Source organism: Streptomyces sp. NPDC052016 (assembly GCF_044548445.1).
Taxonomy (GTDB): domain Bacteria; phylum Actinomycetota; class Actinomycetes; order Streptomycetales; family Streptomycetaceae; genus Streptomyces.
Genome location: NZ_JBIUBX010000001.1, coordinates 405143 through 423104 on the forward strand (window position 1 = coordinate 405143; position 17962 = coordinate 423104).

Annotated in this window: 14 protein-coding genes and 1 pseudogene; 9 read left to right on the forward strand and 6 right to left on the reverse strand. The window is 70.8% G+C overall.

All coding sequences use genetic code 11. The features are described 5' to 3' along the window. Positions 1–38 precede the first annotated feature (38 nt). From ACIHAR_RS01880 to ACIHAR_RS01890, 3 genes and pseudogenes are all read left to right on the forward strand, one after another. Complete coding sequence (locus tag ACIHAR_RS01880; protein ID WP_400015936.1) at positions 39–1568, forward strand: beta-N-acetylhexosaminidase; 1530 nt, start codon at positions 39–41, stop codon at positions 1566–1568. Positions 1569–1648: 80 nt separating this feature from the next. After that, positions 1649–3082, forward strand: a complete 1434-nt coding sequence (locus ACIHAR_RS01885; RefSeq protein ID WP_365465763.1) for a cellulose binding domain-containing protein — start codon at positions 1649–1651, stop codon at positions 3080–3082. Positions 3083–3319: 237 nt separating this feature from the next. Further along, positions 3320–3495 (forward strand): annotated as a pseudogene (locus tag ACIHAR_RS01890) (cytochrome P450); the annotation flags it as partial. Positions 3496–3540: 45 nt separating this feature from the next. On the opposite strand, the gene ACIHAR_RS01895 reads toward ACIHAR_RS01890, so the two are convergent. Continuing rightward, a complete protein-coding gene (locus tag ACIHAR_RS01895; protein ID WP_365465861.1) occupies positions 3541–4023 on the reverse strand; it encodes a hypothetical protein in 483 nt (160 codons plus the stop codon). 256 nt (positions 4024–4279) lie between these two features. On the opposite strand from ACIHAR_RS01895, the gene ACIHAR_RS01900 reads away from it, so the two are divergent. After that, positions 4280–4906, forward strand: a complete 627-nt coding sequence (locus ACIHAR_RS01900) for a TetR/AcrR family transcriptional regulator (protein ID WP_400015938.1) — start codon at positions 4280–4282, stop codon at positions 4904–4906. A gap of 200 nt (positions 4907–5106) precedes the next feature. On the opposite strand, the gene ACIHAR_RS01905 is transcribed toward ACIHAR_RS01900, so the two are convergent. From ACIHAR_RS01905 to ACIHAR_RS01925, 5 genes are all read right to left on the reverse strand, one after another. Beyond that, positions 5107–6768, reverse strand: a complete 1662-nt coding sequence (locus ACIHAR_RS01905) for a carboxylesterase/lipase family protein (RefSeq protein ID WP_400015940.1) — start codon at positions 6766–6768, stop codon at positions 5107–5109. Between the two features lie 32 nt (positions 6769–6800). Next, positions 6801–8063: a choice-of-anchor Q domain-containing protein gene (locus tag ACIHAR_RS01910; protein ID WP_400015942.1), complete on the reverse strand. Its 1263-nt coding sequence runs from the start codon at positions 8061–8063 to the stop codon at positions 6801–6803. A gap of 497 nt (positions 8064–8560) precedes the next feature. After that, the gene (locus ACIHAR_RS01915; protein WP_400015944.1) at positions 8561–10285 is read right to left on the reverse strand and encodes an acyl-CoA dehydrogenase family protein; all 1725 of its coding nucleotides are present in this window, start codon (positions 10283–10285) and stop codon (positions 8561–8563) included. A 70-nt stretch (positions 10286–10355) separates the two neighbouring features. Then, on the reverse strand, positions 10356–10913 hold the full coding sequence (locus tag ACIHAR_RS01920; RefSeq protein ID WP_400015946.1) for a PadR family transcriptional regulator: 558 nt from the start codon (positions 10911–10913) through the stop codon (positions 10356–10358). 243 nt (positions 10914–11156) lie between these two features. Then, complete coding sequence (locus ACIHAR_RS01925; protein WP_400015948.1) at positions 11157–11330, reverse strand: hypothetical protein; 174 nt, start codon at positions 11328–11330, stop codon at positions 11157–11159. Between the two features lie 286 nt (positions 11331–11616). Here ACIHAR_RS01925 and ACIHAR_RS01930 point away from each other — a divergent pair, with 286 nt between their 5' ends. The 5 genes from ACIHAR_RS01930 (at position 11617) to ACIHAR_RS01950 (ending at position 17876) form a co-directional block, all read left to right on the forward strand. Continuing rightward, positions 11617–12153 carry a YcxB family protein gene (locus tag ACIHAR_RS01930; RefSeq protein ID WP_365465749.1) on the forward strand — a complete coding sequence of 179 codons (537 nt, stop codon included), beginning with the start codon at positions 11617–11619 and terminating at the stop codon, positions 12151–12153. Between the two features lie 312 nt (positions 12154–12465). Continuing rightward, positions 12466–13188 (forward strand): dienelactone hydrolase family protein, encoded by a 723-nt coding sequence (locus ACIHAR_RS01935; RefSeq protein ID WP_400015950.1) that lies wholly within the window; start codon positions 12466–12468, stop codon positions 13186–13188. Positions 13189–13609: 421 nt separating this feature from the next. Beyond that, positions 13610–14839 (forward strand): glycoside hydrolase family 88 protein, encoded by a 1230-nt coding sequence (locus tag ACIHAR_RS01940; protein WP_365465745.1) that lies wholly within the window; start codon positions 13610–13612, stop codon positions 14837–14839. A gap of 50 nt (positions 14840–14889) precedes the next feature. Further along, positions 14890–16602 carry a glycosyl hydrolase family 28-related protein gene (locus ACIHAR_RS01945; protein WP_400015952.1) on the forward strand — a complete coding sequence of 571 codons (1713 nt, stop codon included), beginning with the start codon at positions 14890–14892 and terminating at the stop codon, positions 16600–16602. Beyond that, complete coding sequence (locus ACIHAR_RS01950) at positions 16599–17876, forward strand: alginate lyase family protein (protein WP_400015954.1); 1278 nt, start codon at positions 16599–16601, stop codon at positions 17874–17876. The genes ACIHAR_RS01945 and ACIHAR_RS01950 overlap by 4 nt, the downstream gene beginning before the upstream one ends. Positions 17877–17962: the final 86 nt, after the last annotated feature.

Sequence of the window (17962 nt, forward strand, 5' to 3'; positions counted from 1 at the left end):
CGCGCTCCCACTCAGACGCGACCCTTCCGGAGACTGCCGTGCCCTCGTCCCTGCCGCGGACCTCGCTCATCCCCCGCCCCACCAAGGCGCGCATCAAACCCGGTCACTTCACCTTCGACGCCGACACCCGCCTGCGCATCACCGACGGCGCCGAACCCGCCGCCGACCTCCTGCGCACCCTCCTCGCACCCGCCACCGGACTGCCGCTCACCCCCGCCGCCGACGGTCCCGTCGTCCTCGCCCTCGACACCGCCCTGACGGGACTCGGCAACGAGGGGTACGGGCTGACGATCGGGCCGCACTCCCTGCTCCTGCGCGCCCGGGACGTCACCGGACTCCTGCGGGGCGTGCAGACCATCCGCCAACTGCTGCCCGCAGAAGCCCTGGCGGCCTCACCCCAGCCGGGCGTGCGCTGGACCGTGCCCTGCGCCGACATCACCGACATCCCCCGACTGCCCTGGCGCGGGGCCATGCTCGACGTGGCCCGCCACTTCCAGCCCCTGTCCTACCTGCTGCGCTACGTCGACCTGCTCGCCCTGCACAAGATGAACGTCTTTCACCTGCACCTGACCGACGACCAGGGCTGGCGGATGCCCGTCTCGGCCTACCCCAAGCTCACCGAGATCGGAGGCCACCGCCGCCAGTCCTCGATCGGACCGAACGGCGACCGCTACGACGGCACACCGCACAGCGGCGCCTACACACGGGCGGAACTCGCCCGTCTCGTCGATCACGCGGCGGCGCGCGGCATCTCCGTGATGCCCGAGATCGAGATGCCCGGCCATGTCCGGGCCGCACTGGCCGCCTACCCGCACCTGGGCAACCAGCCGGAGCGAACCCTGGACGTCTGGACCAGGTGGGGGGTGTGCGAGACCACCTTCGGGGTGCACGAGGAGGTCTTCGACTTCTGCCGGACCGTGCTGGAGGAGGTCATGGACGTCTTCCCCTCGCCCTACCTCCACATCGGCGGCGACGAATGCCCCACCACCGAATGGGAACAGAGCCCGGCGGCCCGAACCCGAGCCCGGATCGAGGGGCTGAGGAACCCCGCAGCCCTGCACGGATGGTTCCTCGACCGCATCGGCACCTTCCTGACCCGACAAGGACGGCGCCCGGTCGGCTGGGCGGAGACCGGCACCGAACTGCCCGACGGGTTCACCGTGATGGCCTGGCGCGACCCCGCACACGCCCTGAACGCGGCCCGACGAGGTCACGACGTGATCAACTCCTACTACCGCGCCACCTACCTCGACTACCCCCAGAGCGCCGACCCCGACGAGCCGCCCGGGCAGCCGGGCGGGGTCGTAGGCCTGCGGGACGTCCACGGCCACGACCCCTTACCCGAGACAGCGCCTCCTCGGACGGCCGCCCATGTCCTCGGCACCCAAGCCCATCTGTGGACCGAGTACGCCGCGACACCCGCCCGCATCGAGTACCTGACCTACCCCCGCCTGTGCGCCCTGGCCGACGGCGGTTGGAGCGGCCCCAGCACCTGGACCGACTTCAGCTCCCGCATGGAGGGGCACACCGCACGCCTCGACGTTCTGAAGGTCAATCGCCACCCCTGAGTCGCACCACTGCACGGCACAGCCCTGCCTGCCCGGCCCGGGGAAGCAGGACGACCACATCTCATCCGGAAGGAACCAGCATGCACCGGCCCACCGCTCCGCACAGATGGCGCATCGCCGCGGCCGCCGCCGTGGCCATGGCCACCGGAACCACCGGCCTCGCCGCCCTGACCGGCACGGCCAGCGCCGCCGGCGAAGCCGTCACCGTCCAGTACCGCACCAGCGCCGGCTCCGCCACGGCGGACCAGTCCGAACCCTGGCTCAAGGTCAAGAACACCGGCACCGTCCCCGTCCAGCTCTCCGGCGTGAAGGTGCGCTACTACTTCAAGGCCGACTCGGCCGGCGCCGCGTACCGCTTCGCCTGCTCCTGGGCGGTCAAGGGCTGCGCCAACATCACCGGCACCTTCGGCACCCTCGCCCGTCCCACGGCCACCGCCGACCGCTACCTCGACATCGGCTTCACCGCCGGAGCCGGCAGCCTCGCCCCCGGCTCCGACACCGGGGACATGCAACTGCGCTTCCACCGCACGGACTGGCAGCCGCTCAACCAGAGCGACGACTACTCCTTCAGCCCTTCCCGCACCACGTACGCCGACTGGCCGAAGGTCACCGCCCAGGTCTCCGGCAGCACGGTGTGGGGCACCGCCCCCGAGGGCAACGACCCGACCGATCCCCCCACCGACCCGCCCACGGACCCCCCGGCCGGCGGACAGAGCCTCTTCGACGACTTCAACTACACCAGCTCCAGCGACCCGAGGATCTCCGCGAACGGCTGGAGCGTCCGGTCCAACTCCGGTGGCCCCGGGGTGCCCGGCGCCACCTGGGCCCCCGAGAACGTGACCTTCGCCGGCTCCGGCGCCGGCGCCGTGATGAACCTGCGGACCTCGACCGCGGGAACGGCCGCGAGCACCAAGCACACCGAAGTCCTCACCAAGGCGACGAAGTTCAAGAACGGCACGTACGCCGCCCGCGTGAAGTTCTCCGACGCGCCCGTCTCCGGCCCCGACGGCGACCGCCTCGTCCAGACGTTCTTCACCATCAACGACCTCAAGGCGCCCATGGCCGACGACTACGCGGAGTACGACTTCGAGTACCTGCCCAACGGCGGCTGGGGAGAGCCCTCCAACATCCTGTACACGACGTCCTGGGAGACCTACAACCCCGACCCGTGGCAGGCCGTCAACCAGCACACCGAGTCCCGGCAGAGCCACGCGGGCTGGCACGACCTGGTGCTCACCATCGACAACAGCAGCATCAAGTACTACGTCGACGGACAGCTCTTCGGCACCCACGACGCCGCCTACCTGCCCGAGCGTCCCATGTCGATCAACTTCAACCAGTGGCTCATCGACCTCGCGGGCCAGACCAGCACCACCCCGCGCGCCTACGACGAGCAGATCGACTACGTCCTGCACGTCAAGGACCAGGTCCTGACCCCGGCCCAGGTCACCGCGAAGATCAACGCGTACCGCACCGCCGGCACCACCTTCGAGGACACGGTCCCCAACAGCTAGGGCGCCCAGCCGGACACCGCGCGCGACCACGGCTGCCCGCCCCACCGGCGGGCAGCCTTCCCCATCGACGGCTCGCCTCACCCGACCGCACGTCGAGCCGCGGCCGGGCCGCGGAGTACGCCCTGTCCGGATTCCTTGCCTCCGCCCAACCAACTTCGGTCAGGATCGCACCTGTTTGAGCCAAGGAAAGATCAATAACCTGTTGCCCGCACAGGCCCGTCCGACCTGAGGAGTTCCATGTCCACTGCCCAGCAGGTGCCCGACATTCTCTCGCCCGAGTTCGCCGCGGATCCCTACCCCGCCTACGCGGTGATGCGGGAGGGGAACCCCTGATCTGGCACGAGGCCACCCAGAGTCACATCACCTCCCGCTACGATGACGTCGAACGCGTTTTCAAGGACAAGAAGTCCGAGATCAGGCGCCGCGTGGCCTTCGGCCCGGGCTCGACGAGGCGGCCTTCACCTCAGATGCTCGCGCACCACGTCCAGGAAGACCCGTCGACTCGGACGGATGTGCGCCCACACCTTCTCGTCCAGTGGCGCACCCCGGTCGTCGGGGCCTTGCCTGACCACCTCCTGCACAGCGAACGCCAGGGCGCGCGCCGCCTCGTTGACCTCCGCATCGCACAGAAGGTGGATCGTCTTCTGTGTCACCCACACCTTGTCGACAGCCTGCCGCGATCGGGCCTCCCAGTTCTCGTCACAGCTGAGGTGGTACCAGCGGTCGACGGCCACCCGTTCGGCTTCCTGCACCGCCGACAGGAAGTCGATGAGGTGGGTGAGGCGTTCCTTGCGGCGCGCTTCGGCCAGTTCACTGGAACAGCGCCGTGCCTCGGCCCGCGCTGCCGCCCGCCCCGCGGAACGTTGGGCCAGCCACGACAGAATCCCGCCCAGCACGACGCCACAGAGCGGCGCGAGTGTCGAAACCACCATGCGCTTCACTTTGACACCGACATGCGTACCTTTCGCCGCCGTTCGGGAGACTCCGGGGGCGCATGGAGGTGCGGACCCGCGGTAGCGGGCCGCAGTGACTGTGCACGTGCGCCTCCGGAGGCGCACGTGGACGCGAAGATCTGTCAGGCGTTCAACCTGCCCTCCGCTGATTACGGATGATCCGTACGGCCGCGCCTCAGGCATGGCCCGCGCGACCTGCCATGAACGGGCACCGTCGGCCGGTGTCTCCTTTAGAGTCGGCCCTATGACGGAGGCACCGGCCCGGGACCGCGGCGCGCGGTCCCGTGATGCCATTCTCGACACCGCCGGCGATCTGATGGCGCGGCACGGCTACGCCGCCACGTCCATCTCGATGATCTCCGGTGCATGTGGTCTGCCGGTCAGTTCGATCTACTGGCACTTCCGGAGCAAGGACGGAATCTACGTCGCGGTGCTGGAGCGCGCCAGGACCGCACTGCTGGCGGCCCTGCCCCCGGCCGACGTGCCCGGCGCCGATGTCGTGCAGCGTCTGGACACCTTCCTCACGGAGGTGGAGGGCGCGTTCCAGCGCCAGCCGCGAGGGGTGAAGCTGCTGCTGGGGCTGGGCATGGTGCAGCAGGACGCCAGCGCGGCGGCCGTGGCGGAGGTGCGTCACTACCGCGACGCGCTGGTGGACTGGGCCCGTGATGCGGTGAGCTCCGTCTTCGCCCTGCGAGACCGCCCCGAGGTGGCGGACGAGTTGGCGCGCTTCACCCTGAGGATGGCGAGCGGAACGGCGGTGGCCCGCTGGTTCGAGCCGGACACGGTCCTGGAGACCGGACCGCTGCGCGTGGCCTTGCTGGCGCTGGCGAGCCACCACGGCGTTCGGGTGGAGGGCGTGGCGTCCCTGTGATGACGCCCCCTCGTACGGCGTCATGACCAGGGCATGACGACCCGGAACTGCCTCGACGCGTGCGGGCACGGTCCGGTAGAGCTCCCGGTACCACGGGGAGTGGGTACGGGCGACGCCGGCCATCGCGGCCGGCCGTTCCCGCTGCCGCCGCGCCGGGGCGAGCGTCCGGCGCCCGCCCCGGAACGGGGCGAGCGCCGAGGTCATCGCACGGCTCCCTGGAAAGTGGGGGAGGGTTGCCAGAACGGGCAGTGGTGGTCGGCCGCGAAGTCGGTGGTCGGGTGGACCCGGTCCGGTGCCAGCACCTGGATGCGGTCCCCGGCGGCCGTGTAGCGCGGCCAGGGCGGAGTTCCGGGCGCGTTGGGATTGCCGGTGGCTGTGAAATTGGCCCAATAGGCGGTCATCGTGGCGGACAGCCGCCGCTGGGCGGGCGTGAGGGGCGCCAATGCGTCCGTGGGGAAGAGATAGGCCAGCTCGGAAGCGTGGAAGGCCCCCTGAGGCGTGTGTGGTGCCGGGATGAACGGCGGTGCCTGGGCGTCGGCGAACTCGTAGGCGTGGACGGGAGCACGGCTGGTGTACAGCCGGCTGTCGGCCCGTGCCGGGCAGGCGAACCGCTGGTCGGTGCCGATCGCGGAGTAGGCCAGGTTGGGGGAGGGGTACCCCGAGGCGGGGTACGCGTCCAGGACCGCGGCCGCCTGGTTGCCGTACTGGAGCCTGATGAGGGCGGCGTACGAGTCGGGAGTCAGTGGGCCGCCGCCGAGCAGATCCACGTACAGCGCGGTGAAGTAGCGGTGTTCATCACGGGTGCTGCCGATCAGTGCCGGGACCGCGTTCACTCGTCCCTCGGCCCACGCGGTGTGCGGAGGGCGGGGGAGGACCCAGGGACCGGTGTTCGGCGCCCACAGGGATGCGACTCCTGTCCCGGCGACGCGGATGAGCTCGGTGGTGGGCACGGCACGCAGGCAGTTCGCCGCGGTCGCCGGGTCGGTGCAGCCGACCGAGGCCGCGAAGTCGCCCCCCTTGCGTTCGGCCGCGTCGAGTGTGAGAGGCGTCAGACCTCCGCCCCCGGCGCAGGCTCCACTCTGCTGGATCGCCTGGTGGAAGAGGCCTTTCGCGGTCGGCGAGACGATGTGGAGGCAGGTGTCCGCCGATCCGGCGGACTGGCCGCCGAGGGTGACCCGGTTGCGGTCGCCGCCGAAGGCGCCGATGTTGCGCCGTACCCAGTGCAGCGCGGCCTGCTGGTCCATCAGGCCGTAGTCGCCGGAGGCGTGGTCCGCGCTCTCGGCGGACAGGGCGGGGTGGGCGAGGAAACCCAGTGCTCCGAGGCGGTAGTTGACCGTCACCACGACCACACCCCGCGCGGCCAGCGCGGCGCCGTCGTAGTCGCTGCCCGCGCCGTAGGCGTTGGCGCCGCCGTGCAGCCACACCAGCACCGGAAGAGGCCGGCCGCCGCTGCGGGCGGGGGTCCAGACATTGAGGTGGAGGCAGTCCTCCACGGTGCTGCCGGTGCGGTTGGACTCGCCGGGCAGGACGGGGCCGCCGTCGGGGAGCAGCGTCAGCGGTAACTGGGGGCAGGGGTGGGCCGGTGCCGTGGCGTCCCGCGTGCCGGACCACCGCGCCGCCGGTCGCGGCGGACGCCAGCGCAGCTCACCGGTCGGCGGGGCGGCGAACGGGATGCCGTGGAAGACCCGCCCGCCGTCGCGGACGGCCGCGCCCCGCACCCAGCCCCGGTCGGTGCGCACGACCAGGGAGTCGGGGTCGGAAGCGGCGCGGGCCGTGGGCGCGGGGACGGTCAGTGACAGGAGCAGGGCCGACAGGGCGGCTGCGGCGCGGGCCGGAACGGCACGCAGGATCGGGGCTCTCATCTTCGGCTCCAAGTGCCGGTACGAGGGTGCTGTCAGGGCGTTCGCTCGTAGGCGCCGATGTCGCAGGAGGCGCCCTGGGGGCGCGCGACGCCGCGCTGATCGGTGGCCGTGCAGTTCTCGGCCGCGTCCAGGGCGGGGCTGCCGGGAAGCAGTGCGACGGTGTCGGTGGGGCCGCCGTTGTCCGCGAGCGGTCCGATCAGCGGGGCGCGGCTGGGCAGATCGCCGGCCGCGGTGAGTCGGCAGCTGCCGTCGCCGTCGAGGTTGTGGCCCGCGGACGCGATGGTGGCGAATGCCTTCTTGCAGTCGGCTGGCGCGCCGTCGACGGTGTTGCCCGCGATGATGGAGTTGCGCAGCGTGACGCGCCCGAGGGGCAGATCGATGATGTCGGGGATCGGTGAGGGCAGGCTGTCCAGGTAGGCGGGGGCGATGTTGATGCCGCCCCCGCCGTCGCTGGAACGATTCCCGGTGATGGTCGAGTTGAGGATCTCCACGAGGCCCGTCCCGCGGATGTCGATGCCTCCGCCGTAACCGGCGAGGCTGCCGGGGCGGTTGCCGGGGTTGGTCACCCGGTTGTCCGCGATCGTCGAGTTGGTCACGGTGCCGGTGTCGTCGAATCTGATGCCTCCGGCCTCGCCCGCGACGTTCCCGCTCACTGTGCTGTCGATCAGAACGAGGTGGGAGTCGGGGACGTTGAAGATGCCGCCGCCGTAACCAGCTGAGTTCCCGGTCACGGTGACCCGTCGCAGCGTCATGTGACGGCCGTTGGCGATCGCGCCACCACCGGTGTCGGTGATGGGCAGTTCGCGTTGCCTGGTCACTCCTCCGGTGATCGTCAGGTCGGACAGCCGGGTGTCCGCCTGCATGCGGAAGGCCCGGTCCAGGTGGTTGGCGTCGATGACCGTGGTCCGTGCGCCGGCGCCCTTGATCGTGGTGCGGGCGGTGATGTTCAGATCGCCCGTGGTGGGGTCGGGGTTGTCGCCGATGATCAGCCGCGGGTCGGGCGGGATCGTCAGCCGGTAGTGGCCGGGAGGCAGCGTGATCGTACTGCCGGGCCGGGCGTTGGCGGCCATCACCGCGGCACGCAGGGTGCACGCGCCCGAGGCGGTGAGACACCGGCCGTCCGACCCGTCGGCGTCGACAGCGTCGGACGTGGTGTCCACGGTGAACTCCGCAGGTCCGGCGGTCGCGGTAGGGGTGGCACGGGCGACGTGATGCGCGGTGGGATCTGCGGCGTGAGGTGCGGCGGTGGCAAGGAGGACGACGGCGGTTGCGGCCGTGACGGCTGTGGCCTTCATGGGTGAACCCCTCTCGGCGAGGAATCCGGGCGTACCAGGACTCGGCTTCTGCGAGGACTTCGTGCTGGTGCGATGCGCGGCTCGTATACGGGAACGCGTCGGCGCGGCCGGGGGGTGCGCCTCCTGGGTACTGCCCGCGGTCTGGAGCGAGCGTTCCATTCAGACTGTCCCGTGTCCACCGGCGGACGGGGGAATGGCCGAATGGGGGTGCGGCGCATCGGGTGAGAAGAGGAAGCCGACCGGGCAGCCGAACCGTCGACGCGTACCGCCGGCCCGATGGACGAATCGACCGAGGCGGTCCCACCGGTCCGCAATCGAGCGGGTGAGCAGCGCGTCCTGATGATCACCGTGAACCGGGGCATCCAGCGGCTGCTGTCCGTTCGTCCCGAACCCCCGTCGTCCTTCGGCCAACCGCTCCACGCGCACCGGCGAACACTTCGCGGAGTACGGCGGCGGTCGCCGTACTCCGCGAGGCGGTCCGAGGCCGCGTCCAGGCCTCAGGGCATCATCTCGTACGCCCCCGAGAGAGCCTCGACGCGCTGCCAGACGCGCTCCGAACGCGCCCCGTCGACGACCGGGCGCCGGACCGCGCCGAGCGCCCAGAGCTGCTGCTCCTCGGTCGCGGAGTCCTTGCCGTGCAGTTCTACGGCGTGCGCGGAGAAGTCCCGCACGAGGACGGCGAACAGCTCGTCGAGCACGTCCTCGTCGAGGCCCGCCAGGGCTGCCTGCTCCAGGACCAGCTGCCCGTGGACGACGAGCGCGAAGAGCTGCCCGACGGCGAGGAGCAGGTCGAGGTCCCGGCTCTGCTCCTCGTCAGGAGCAGCCGTGCGGACGAACTCGCAGAGGGCGTCGGCCTGCTCGCGGAAACGGGCGACGTTGGACAGGTGGGCGTACGCGTCGAAGGCCGGCCGCCAGTCGTGGAAACGCACCGAGCCGAGGCCACGGGCCGGACCCTGCCGGAAGAGGAAGACGTCGTCGGCCGCGTCGAGGCGGGTCGGGACGGGCTCGTACGCGACCGGGTCGAGAAGGTGGTTGCGCATGAACTTGAGGATCAGCGCCAGGTTGACGTGGACGGTGCCCTCCAGCTTCGGCAGGCCGCGGATCTCGACGGCGGCCTGGGCGAAGTAGTTGTCCTTCTCGAAGCCCTTGGCGGCGATGACGTCCCACATCAGGTCGATGACCTTCTCGCCCTCGGTGGTCACCTTCATCTTCGTCATCGGATTGAACAGGAGGTAGCGGCGGTCGTCGGGGCCCGCGGTGCGGAAGTAGTCGACGGCGCGGTCGCTGAACAGCTTCATGCCGACGAGCCGGACGAATGCGTCGGTCAACTCGCGCCGCACATGCGGGAAGGCGGTGACCGGGCGGCCGTAGAGGATGCGGTTCTGCGCGTGGGTGACGGCCTCGTACATCGCGTGCTCGCAGATGCCGATCGAGGCGGTGCACAGGTTGAACTTGCCGACGTTGACGGTGTTGAGGGCGGCGTCGAAGGCGGCACGGCCGGTGTGCAGGACGTCTTCCGGGGCTACGGGGTAGTCCTCGAGGCGGAACTCGCTGACGTACTTCGACGAGTCGACGACGTTCTTGACCAGGTGGTACGCCGGGTGGCGGCTGTCGGCGGCGAAGAACACGTAGCCGTCGGGGCCCTCGACGTCGGTGCGGCGGCCGAAGACGGAGACGAGCCCGGCGGCGTTGCCGTTGCCGATGTAGTACTTGGAGCCGGTGGCCCGGAAGCCGCCCGTGCCGTCGGGCTCCAGGAGCATGTCGGTGGAGTAGATGTCGGCTCCGTGGGCCTTCTCGGACAGTCCGAAGGCGAACACCTCGCCCTGGGCCAGCAGTTCGGCGGCACGGGCACGGGCGGCTGGGTTGTCGCTCTGCCAGACGGGGCCGAGGCCGAGGATGGTCACCTGCCAGGCGTACCAGTAGTCGAGGCCGTAGAAGCCGAGGATCTCGTTGAGGGCGGCGATGCGGGCGGTGTCCCAGCGCTTGTCGCCCTCGCCCTCCGCGGCGGCGGAGGCGGGCGTGAGGAAGGTCGCGAAGAGCCCTTCCTTGGCGGCGAAGGCGAGGAAGTCACCGAGCCAGGCGCGGGTCCGGTAGTCCTCGATCAGTTGGCGTTTGCCCCGCTCCTCGAACCAGTCGACGGTGGCGCGCAGCAACCTGCGCGTCTCGGGGTCGAAGTGCGCGGGGTCGTACGTCCGCGGGTTGAAGAGCAGCGCGTCGGCCATGGGTGCCGCCTTTCGGCTGGGAGGGTGAGGGTGGGTCCGGGTACGGGTCCCGGGGGGCCTGCTCGGCCGGTCAGCGACCGGCGCCGAAGCCGGCGAGTGTGGCGAGGACGTCGTCGAGCCAGGCGATCATCATGCGCTCGTACGCGATGCCGCCGCGCAGCACGACGTGCTGGAGTTCCCGTTCGGCGTCGAGCGGACCGTCCGCCGGGGGGTCCCCGAAGTCGCGGGCCTCGCCCGCGAGGTAGTGGGCGAGGCGATCCGTGTGCGCCTGCCGGTGCCGCTCGACCTCACTGATCAGGGCGGCCGGATCATCGAAGGCGGCGCCCCGGACCTTCACCGCCAGGTCGTGTCGCACACTCTCGGGCCCGGTCGCTTCGTGGAGCCACGCGGAGAGCGCGTCCCGTCCGGGCCCGGCGACGGAGTACTCCTTCTTGTCCGGACGCCCGTACTGCGGGACGTCCCGGACGTCGACCCAGCCGTCGCTCTCCATCCGCTTGAGCACGCGGTAGATCTGCTGGTGGGTGGCGGTCCAGAAGTACCCGATGGACCGCTCGAACCGCCGGGCCAGCTCGTAGCCGGAGCCCGGCTTCTCCAGCAGGGAGACGAGGATCGCGTGCTCGAGCGCCATGTCCACGATCCTCCTATGCACCTCGTTGCATAGCAACGCTGCCGCTGTGAGACACGGCTCACCCGGTGCGGGTCGCGTAGATCACCGCCGACGGCAGCATGCGCTCTGCCCTCGCTCCAGCGGGATCTGGGAATCTCCGACGGAGACCGGCAGTGGATCATCACCGCGTAGACGCTCGCGTTCGGCAGCCTGCTGCTTCTCGGCGGTCGGACCGCCGACTACACCGGCCGCAAACGGACCTTCCTAGGCGATGCTGGAAGGGTTCGTGACGGCCGGCACCTTGGCCGCGGGGATCCTCCTGGTCGGTACAGTGATCGTCGCGTGCTGATGAACACCCCGCGCCCCGAGCACCAGGACGTCACCGGGGACGCCGCGAGCGAGGGGGGCGCCGAGGACGCCGAGTCGGTGCTCGCTCACCACCGATCCCTCGGGCGGAGGGTCCACTGCGGCAGTGGTCAGCCGCGGGGGCGTCGACGACCGTGGCCCGGACGGGTCGTGAACCTACTGCGGCGCTGACAGGCAAGCCGACCACTTTTCACGGCCTCGGTCGGCTTCGCAGCGGGCCAGGCGCCCCTGCGCAGGGGTAATCTCCCACGGTATTGGACTAGCGTTCGACCGTGAGGAATGATCTCTGTGACGGTTTCCGGTGGTGTTGTCGGCTCCACGGCACTCGCCTGTGCCTCCTCCTGACAGGTCTGCGGTGATGGCACTCAACGCGGGGCGGGATGCCCGCGACCGGGTGGTCGAAGTGCGCTACCAGGCAACGAAAGCGGAGCTTGCCGAGGCCCTGTGCGTCTGGTCGGGCCGCACGATTCCGGGAGCGCGGCGCATTGCGTGTCTGGCTGGCCTGGCCTCGGCGGTAGCTGCGACCGCATGGCTTCCTGGGCCGTGGCACCTGCTCGCATGGCTGGCCTTGGCGCCTTTGGCGGTGCTGCTGCGGCTGCTCTACATCAAGCTGTGGCTGCGCCTTGGAACGCGGCAGATGTACCACTGGACGCTCGATCAGGGATTGTGTGTGATCCGTTTGGGCAATCGCGGTGTGCAGGCGGATACGGCTCATTTCACAGCCACCTATCAGTGGACTGCCTTTCAGAGCTTTCATGAGACGCCGAATCTTTGGGTGCTGTCGGTGAGCGCGAGGCTCGGAGGCATCTGCGTGCTGCCCAAGCGGAGTGTGCGAGAGGCAGCTGACGCAGAGTTCATCAGCGAGTTGTTCGGACGGTATGTGACTGAGTCCTGATCGCGTGCGGGGGAGGAGCGTCCGATCGGGGTGGGGACCAAGCCGGCGAGCACCCCGGGCGGTGCTCGAGCTGGGCCTGGGACAACTTCGGGCCGCGCCCTATGCGTTGAGGCGGCATCCGGCCACGTCGCCTCCGCAGAAACCCGTTGGCGGACCAGGGCGACCGTTGCTAGCCTCCCGGAGGCCGTGCGAGAGAACGAGGAGGTGGTACCCGTGAACGCAGTGTCGACATGGGTGCTCCCCTCCGGGGTCACGGTCGGGCGATAGGTCGTCCGGGAGCGCCGTTCACGAGCCCTCCCGAAAGGCACGACCGTGCGATTCACTTCCGAACAGCGCCTCGACGACGGCGTCCTCGAGCGCGAATTCGCCCTCGGCGAGATCCCCGGCACCCTGTGGACGCCCGGATCCGCACCGGCCCCGCTGGTCCTGATGGCCCACAACAACGGCCTGCCCAAGGCGGAACCCCGGCTGGTTGCCCGGGCCCGGTACACCGCGGCGCGCGGCTACGCGGTGGCCACCATCGACGCCGCCGGGTGCGGTGACCGTCCCCGTTCCGCCGCCGACGAGCAGTCCCGTGCCGACCTCCGGCGGGCGATGCAGGCCGGCGAGCCGATCGACGAGATCTTGGAGTCCTTCATCGGCCCACTGGTCGAAAACGCGGTCCCGGAATGGCAGACCACTCTGGACGCCCTCCTCGAGCTGCCAGAGATCGGCGGCCCGGTCGGGTACTCCGGGGGGTGGGCCGCCCTCGGCATCCGGCTGACGGTGGTCGAGCAGCGCATCGCGGCCGCAGGCTTCTTCGCCGGGGGGTACGTGCCCCGTGCCCAGCGCGAGGAGGCCCGGCAGGTCACCATTCCGCTGCTGTTCCTGCTGCAGTGGGACGACGAAGGGAATCCCCGGCAACGGGCCCTGGACCTGTTCGACGCCTTCGGCAGCAAGGAGAAGACGCTGCACGCCAATCTGGGAGGGCACACCGGCACCCCGTGGTTCGAGCTGGAGGACGGGTGCCGGTTCTTGGACCGACACTTGAAGTGAGGCCGGGCCGTCCGGCGGGCAGCAGACGGTAGGCGGTGTCGGCCAGGATGCCGCCATCGAGGACAGGTCCCAGGTCCCGGCCCTTCTCGATGGCGGTGGCCGGCACATGCACAACCGCCCCCGATCGCGGCGGTACCGGCCATCGCCGGTACCGGCCGGTCGGGGCGGTGCTCGGCCACCAGGGCCGCCTCAGCCGGGACCATGCCATGAGGGACTCGATCCGTACCTTGCGGATCGCCGGGCAGGCGACCGACTCGACCACCAGCGTCCAGAAGCCGTTTGCAGCAGCAGAGGGTGGCGCCGCCTGACCCATCATGGGTTCATATACATGAACGTGATGCACGTGAGTAGACCACTGTCGAATCGTGTGCCACGCTCATGACAACAGTCCCAATCCGCGCGAGATGGGGGTCATCCACGCATGGTCGTATCCCGGCGCACCGTTCTGACCACGGCGGCCGCTGCCGCCACCGCCGCCCAGGTCGCCTCCGCGCCGGGCGCGCGGGCCGCCGGCGCCGAGTCACCGGACGAGGTGAGACGCACGCTGCGGGCGGCCGCGGACTACGCCGTCGAGAAGGTGCGGGCGGTCGCCCCGCAGGTGGGCGGCTTCCCGGTCGGCACGAGGTTCGAGAAGTGGGTCTATTCGCAGAGCGGGGACTGGGTCGGCGGGTTCTGGCCGGGAACGCTGTGGATGGCCCACCTGTACAGCGGAGACGGCGCGTTCCGTGACCTGGCCGTCGACTGGGCCCGCCGCCTCGCTCCCCGCCGCTACGACACCACCACCCATGACCTCGGCTTCCTCTTCTACCCCTCCTGGGTCACTGCCTGGCGGCTGACCGGCGACGAGGCCTGGCGGGAGGGTGCGCTGGAGGCGGCCGGCACGCTGATCCGGCGGTACAACACCCGCGGCCGCTTCCTGCGGGCGTGGGGCCGGCTCGACGAGGCGAACAACGCGGGCCGCGTCATCATCGACACGATGATGAACCTGGACCTGTTGGCTTTCGCGAGCCAGGAGTCGGGTGACAGCCGGTACCTCGACATCGCGGTCGAGCACGCCAGGACCACGCAGCGGCACTTCCTGCGGCCGGACGGCTCCACCCCGCACGTCTTCGACTTCGACCCGGTCACCGGCGCCCCGGTCGGGCCCGGTACCGTCCAGGGCTACAGCCCCGCTTCCTGCTGGTCGCGGGGGCAGGCCTGGGGTATCTACGGCTTCACCACGATCCACCGCCGAACCGGCGAGGCGGAGTTCCTGGACAGCGCGCGCAGCCTCGCCGACTTCGCGATCGGGGCGCTGGGCCCCGACCACGTGCCGGTGTGGGACTACCGCGCGCCGCAGCAGCCGTACGACGTCAAGGACGCCTCGGCCGGTGCGGTGATGGCCTGTGGACTGCTGGACCTGTCGACCGTGACCGGTGAGCGCGCCTACCGCGATGTGGCCCTGCGGCTGCTCACCGCGCTGTCGCGGACCTGCCTGACGCGGACGTCGTCGCGCGCCGACGCGGTCGTCGCGCGCTGCACCCGCAACCGGCCGGCCGAGGACGGGGTCGAGATCTCGGTCCCTTATGCCGACTACTACCTCCTGGAAGGCATCCTGCGCGTGCTGCGGCCGCGGGACGTCGACCGGGCGATCGACCTGTCGAGCCTCTGACACACCGGTTGCGCGGCCACCGGCCCACGAGAGAGCGGGAGACACGCGACATGAAAGGCAACGAGGACGGGTCCGCCTCCGGAATGACCAGGCGCGGCCTGCTGGGCGGCGCCGTGGCCATGGCCGTGGCGGGGACCGTCGCGGAAGGCGGGACCGCTGTCGCCGCTTCCGGCACGGACGCTCACGTCCCCGCGCTTTGGCGCGAGTTCACGCGTGACCCGTACCGGCACCCCCAGATCCCGTACATCGGCCGGGCGGGCTTCGGGGGCGGGGCGGCGTGCCTGCCGCGCCGCCCGGTCGTCGCCGACGTGCGCGACTTCGGCGCCGTCGCGGACGGCCGCACGGACTGTTCGCCCGCCATCAACCGTGCCATCGCCGCCGCCGGAAAGGCCGGCGGTGGCACGGTCACCATCCCGCCCGGCACCTTCCGCATCGACGGACTGATCCGCGTCAGCCACTCGAACGTCGTCCTGCGCGGCGCCGGCAGCGGCCGCACGACGCTGTACGCCACGAAGAACCTCACCGAACTCATCGGCCCGTACGGCTCCCGGTACGGCGGCGACAAGTCCTCCTGGTCCTGGGCGGGCGGCCTGATCTGGCTGGCGCCCGAGGCCCGCTGGGACTCCCTGACCGCGGCGATCAGGGCGCGGGCGTGGCCGTTCGAGGGCTGGACCGGCAACCGGCGCGACGAGTGGCGCACGCTCACCGCGGTCAGCCCCGCCCGCCGCGGCGACTGGACCGTGACGGTCACCGATCCGGCCGGGCTGCGTCCCGGCGCCCTGGTCCTGCTGCGCCTGGCCGACGACGCCGGACACACCCTGCTCAGGCACATGGCGGGAGACGGCCCCGGCCCCGAGGCCTACAGCTGGGCCGACAAGACCAAACTGCTCTCCTACGTCCCCTACGAGTGGCCCGTCCGCGTCACCCGCGTCCACGGACGTGAGGTCACCCTGGAGCGCCCGCTTCCCCTGGACGTGCGCCCCGAGTGGGACCCGCGGTTCACCACGCACGTGCCGGAGCTGACCGGCTCGGGCGTCGAAGGGCTGACCCTGGAGGCCGTGCAGACGCCGCAGCAACCCCACCTCCTCGACCCGGGCCACAACGGTGTGGTGCTCCAGTGCGCGTACGACTGCTGGGTGGACGACGTGACGGTCCGGCACACCGACAACGGCTTCGGCCTGGTCGCCGCCTCCGCCTGTACCCTGCGCCGCACGCGTGTGGCGGGACGAGGCTCCCACCACCCGTACTTCTGCCGCGAGGGCTCGCACGACAATCTGATCGAGGACTTCGTCATCGAGGAGCGCACCACCCCCGCCCCCGCCGGCACCCAGTTGCACGGCATCAACGTCGAGGGACTGTCCTCCCACAACGTCTGGTCGCGCGGCGACATGCGCATGGGCACCTTCGACAGCCACCGCGGCATGCCCTTCGCCAACGTCCGCACCGACATCACCGTGAACAACAACGGCCGCCACGGCGGGGACGCGAGTGCCGGGCCCCTCTTCGGCGCCCGTTTCACCCACTGGAACATCCGCGTCACCAACGGCCGCGCGGGTCTGATGAAGATCGACGGGCTGGCCCCGTACTCCGCGACCGTCGGAATCTCCGAGGTGCGCGAGTTCGACCAGATCGACGTTCCCGACTTCGACGCTGACCTGCACGCCCGACTCGAGTTGTACGGCACGACCGGCGTGGTGCGCCCGCGCAACCTGCATCAGGCCCAGCGCGACCTGATCACGCACGCGAAGGGAGCGGGCCGATGAGGGCGGGGCATCGCCTGGGGGTCCTGCTGGCCGCCCTGGCCGCGTTCGCCGGAGTAGGAACCACCCCGGCTGTCCCGGCGCCGGGGGCGAGCGCCGCGCACGGGATCCCCCGTACCGCCGTACTCGACGGCGCCCGCCTTCACCAGACGAAGATCCGTCTGGCGCACGGCGACGCCCATCTCCGGCGGGCGGCCCGGGCACTGACCGCTCGCGCCGACGCATGGCTCGGCCAAGGCCCCTGGACGGTCGTCGACAAACCCCGTCCGGCCCCCGGAGGCGACGTCCACGACTACCTCAGTCAAGCCCCCTACTGGTGGCCCTCCCAGCCGCCGGGCCCCGGCAACGAGTGGGGCTGCCCGTACGTGCAGCGCGACGGCCAGCGCAATCCGGAGGTCGACACCGGCACGGACCGCCAGGACCTGGAGAAGGTCGTCGACTCCGTCTACGACCTCTCGCTCGCCTGGTACTACACCGACGACCCCCGGTACGCCCGCAAGGCCGGCCAGATCCTGCGCACCTGGTTCCTGGACGCGGCCACCCGCATGAACCCCCATCTGAACCACGCGCAGTTCATCCCCTGCAAGTACGACGGCCGCGCGATCGGCGTCATCGACTTCTCCCAGTCGTACACCAGCGTCCTTGACGCGATCGCCGTCCTGGACACCGGCGCCCCCGGCTGGTCCGCCGTCGATCGCGCCGGCATGACGCGGTGGAACAAGGACTTCCTGAACTGGCTGCGGACAAGCGACTTCGGCCGGCAGGAAGCAGCGGCCGCCAACAACCACGGCACCTTCTACGACATGCAGCTCGCCGCCCTCGCCTACGCGACGGGCGACGAGGAACTGGCGCGCCGTACCGTCCAGCAGGCGGCGAGCGCGCGCATCACGCCCCAGATCGCCGGTGACGGGAGCCAGCCCCAGGAGCTGACCCGCACCCGCAGCTGGCACTACTCCACCTTCACCCTGGTCGCCCACACCCGGCTCGCCGCGATCGGCCGTCACGTCGGCGTCGACCTTTGGGCGTACCGGGGCCCGGACGGACAGAGCCTGTTCAGGGCGGTGGACTACCTGCTCCCCGCCGCCACCGGGACCGCGGCCTGGCCGCATCCGGAACTCGCATTCCACCGGTACGCGGCCACCGACGTCGTCCACGCCGCCGCCGACGCAGGCAGCACCCGGGCGCGCCGGGCCCTTCCCGCCCTGCAGGAGCCTCCCGGAGGCGACCTGTGGCCACTGCGCCCGGCGCCGGAGCAGCTGGACTCCATCGCCGGCTGATCGTCACGGTCACAACCGGACCTCTGTCCCCGGGTGAACGGTCGCCGCCAGGCTCTCCTCAGGAGCAGCCGTTCGTCGGCGGGGAC

Coding starts and splice junctions, on each gene's coding strand:
- ACIHAR_RS01900 (WP_400015938.1), top strand. CDS start 4,280: ATGACGGAGGCACCGGCCCGGGACCGCGGCGCGCGGTCCCGTGATGCC.
- ACIHAR_RS01915 (WP_400015944.1), bottom strand. CDS start 10,285: ATGGCCGACGCGCTGCTCTTCAACCCGCGGACGTACGACCCCGCGCAC.
- ACIHAR_RS01930 (WP_365465749.1), top strand. CDS start 11,617: ATGGCACTCAACGCGGGGCGGGATGCCCGCGACCGGGTGGTCGAAGTG.
- ACIHAR_RS01940 (WP_365465745.1), top strand. CDS start 13,610: ATGGTCGTATCCCGGCGCACCGTTCTGACCACGGCGGCCGCTGCCGCC.
- ACIHAR_RS01945 (WP_400015952.1), top strand. CDS start 14,890: ATGAAAGGCAACGAGGACGGGTCCGCCTCCGGAATGACCAGGCGCGGC.
- ACIHAR_RS01910 (WP_400015942.1), bottom strand. CDS start 8,063: ATGAAGGCCACAGCCGTCACGGCCGCAACCGCCGTCGTCCTCCTTGCC.
- ACIHAR_RS01950 (WP_400015954.1), top strand. CDS start 16,599: ATGAGGGCGGGGCATCGCCTGGGGGTCCTGCTGGCCGCCCTGGCCGCG.
- ACIHAR_RS01885 (WP_365465763.1), top strand. CDS start 1,649: ATGCACCGGCCCACCGCTCCGCACAGATGGCGCATCGCCGCGGCCGCC.
- ACIHAR_RS01905 (WP_400015940.1), bottom strand. CDS start 6,768: ATGAGAGCCCCGATCCTGCGTGCCGTTCCGGCCCGCGCCGCAGCCGCC.
- ACIHAR_RS01920 (WP_400015946.1), bottom strand. CDS start 10,913: ATGGCGCTCGAGCACGCGATCCTCGTCTCCCTGCTGGAGAAGCCGGGC.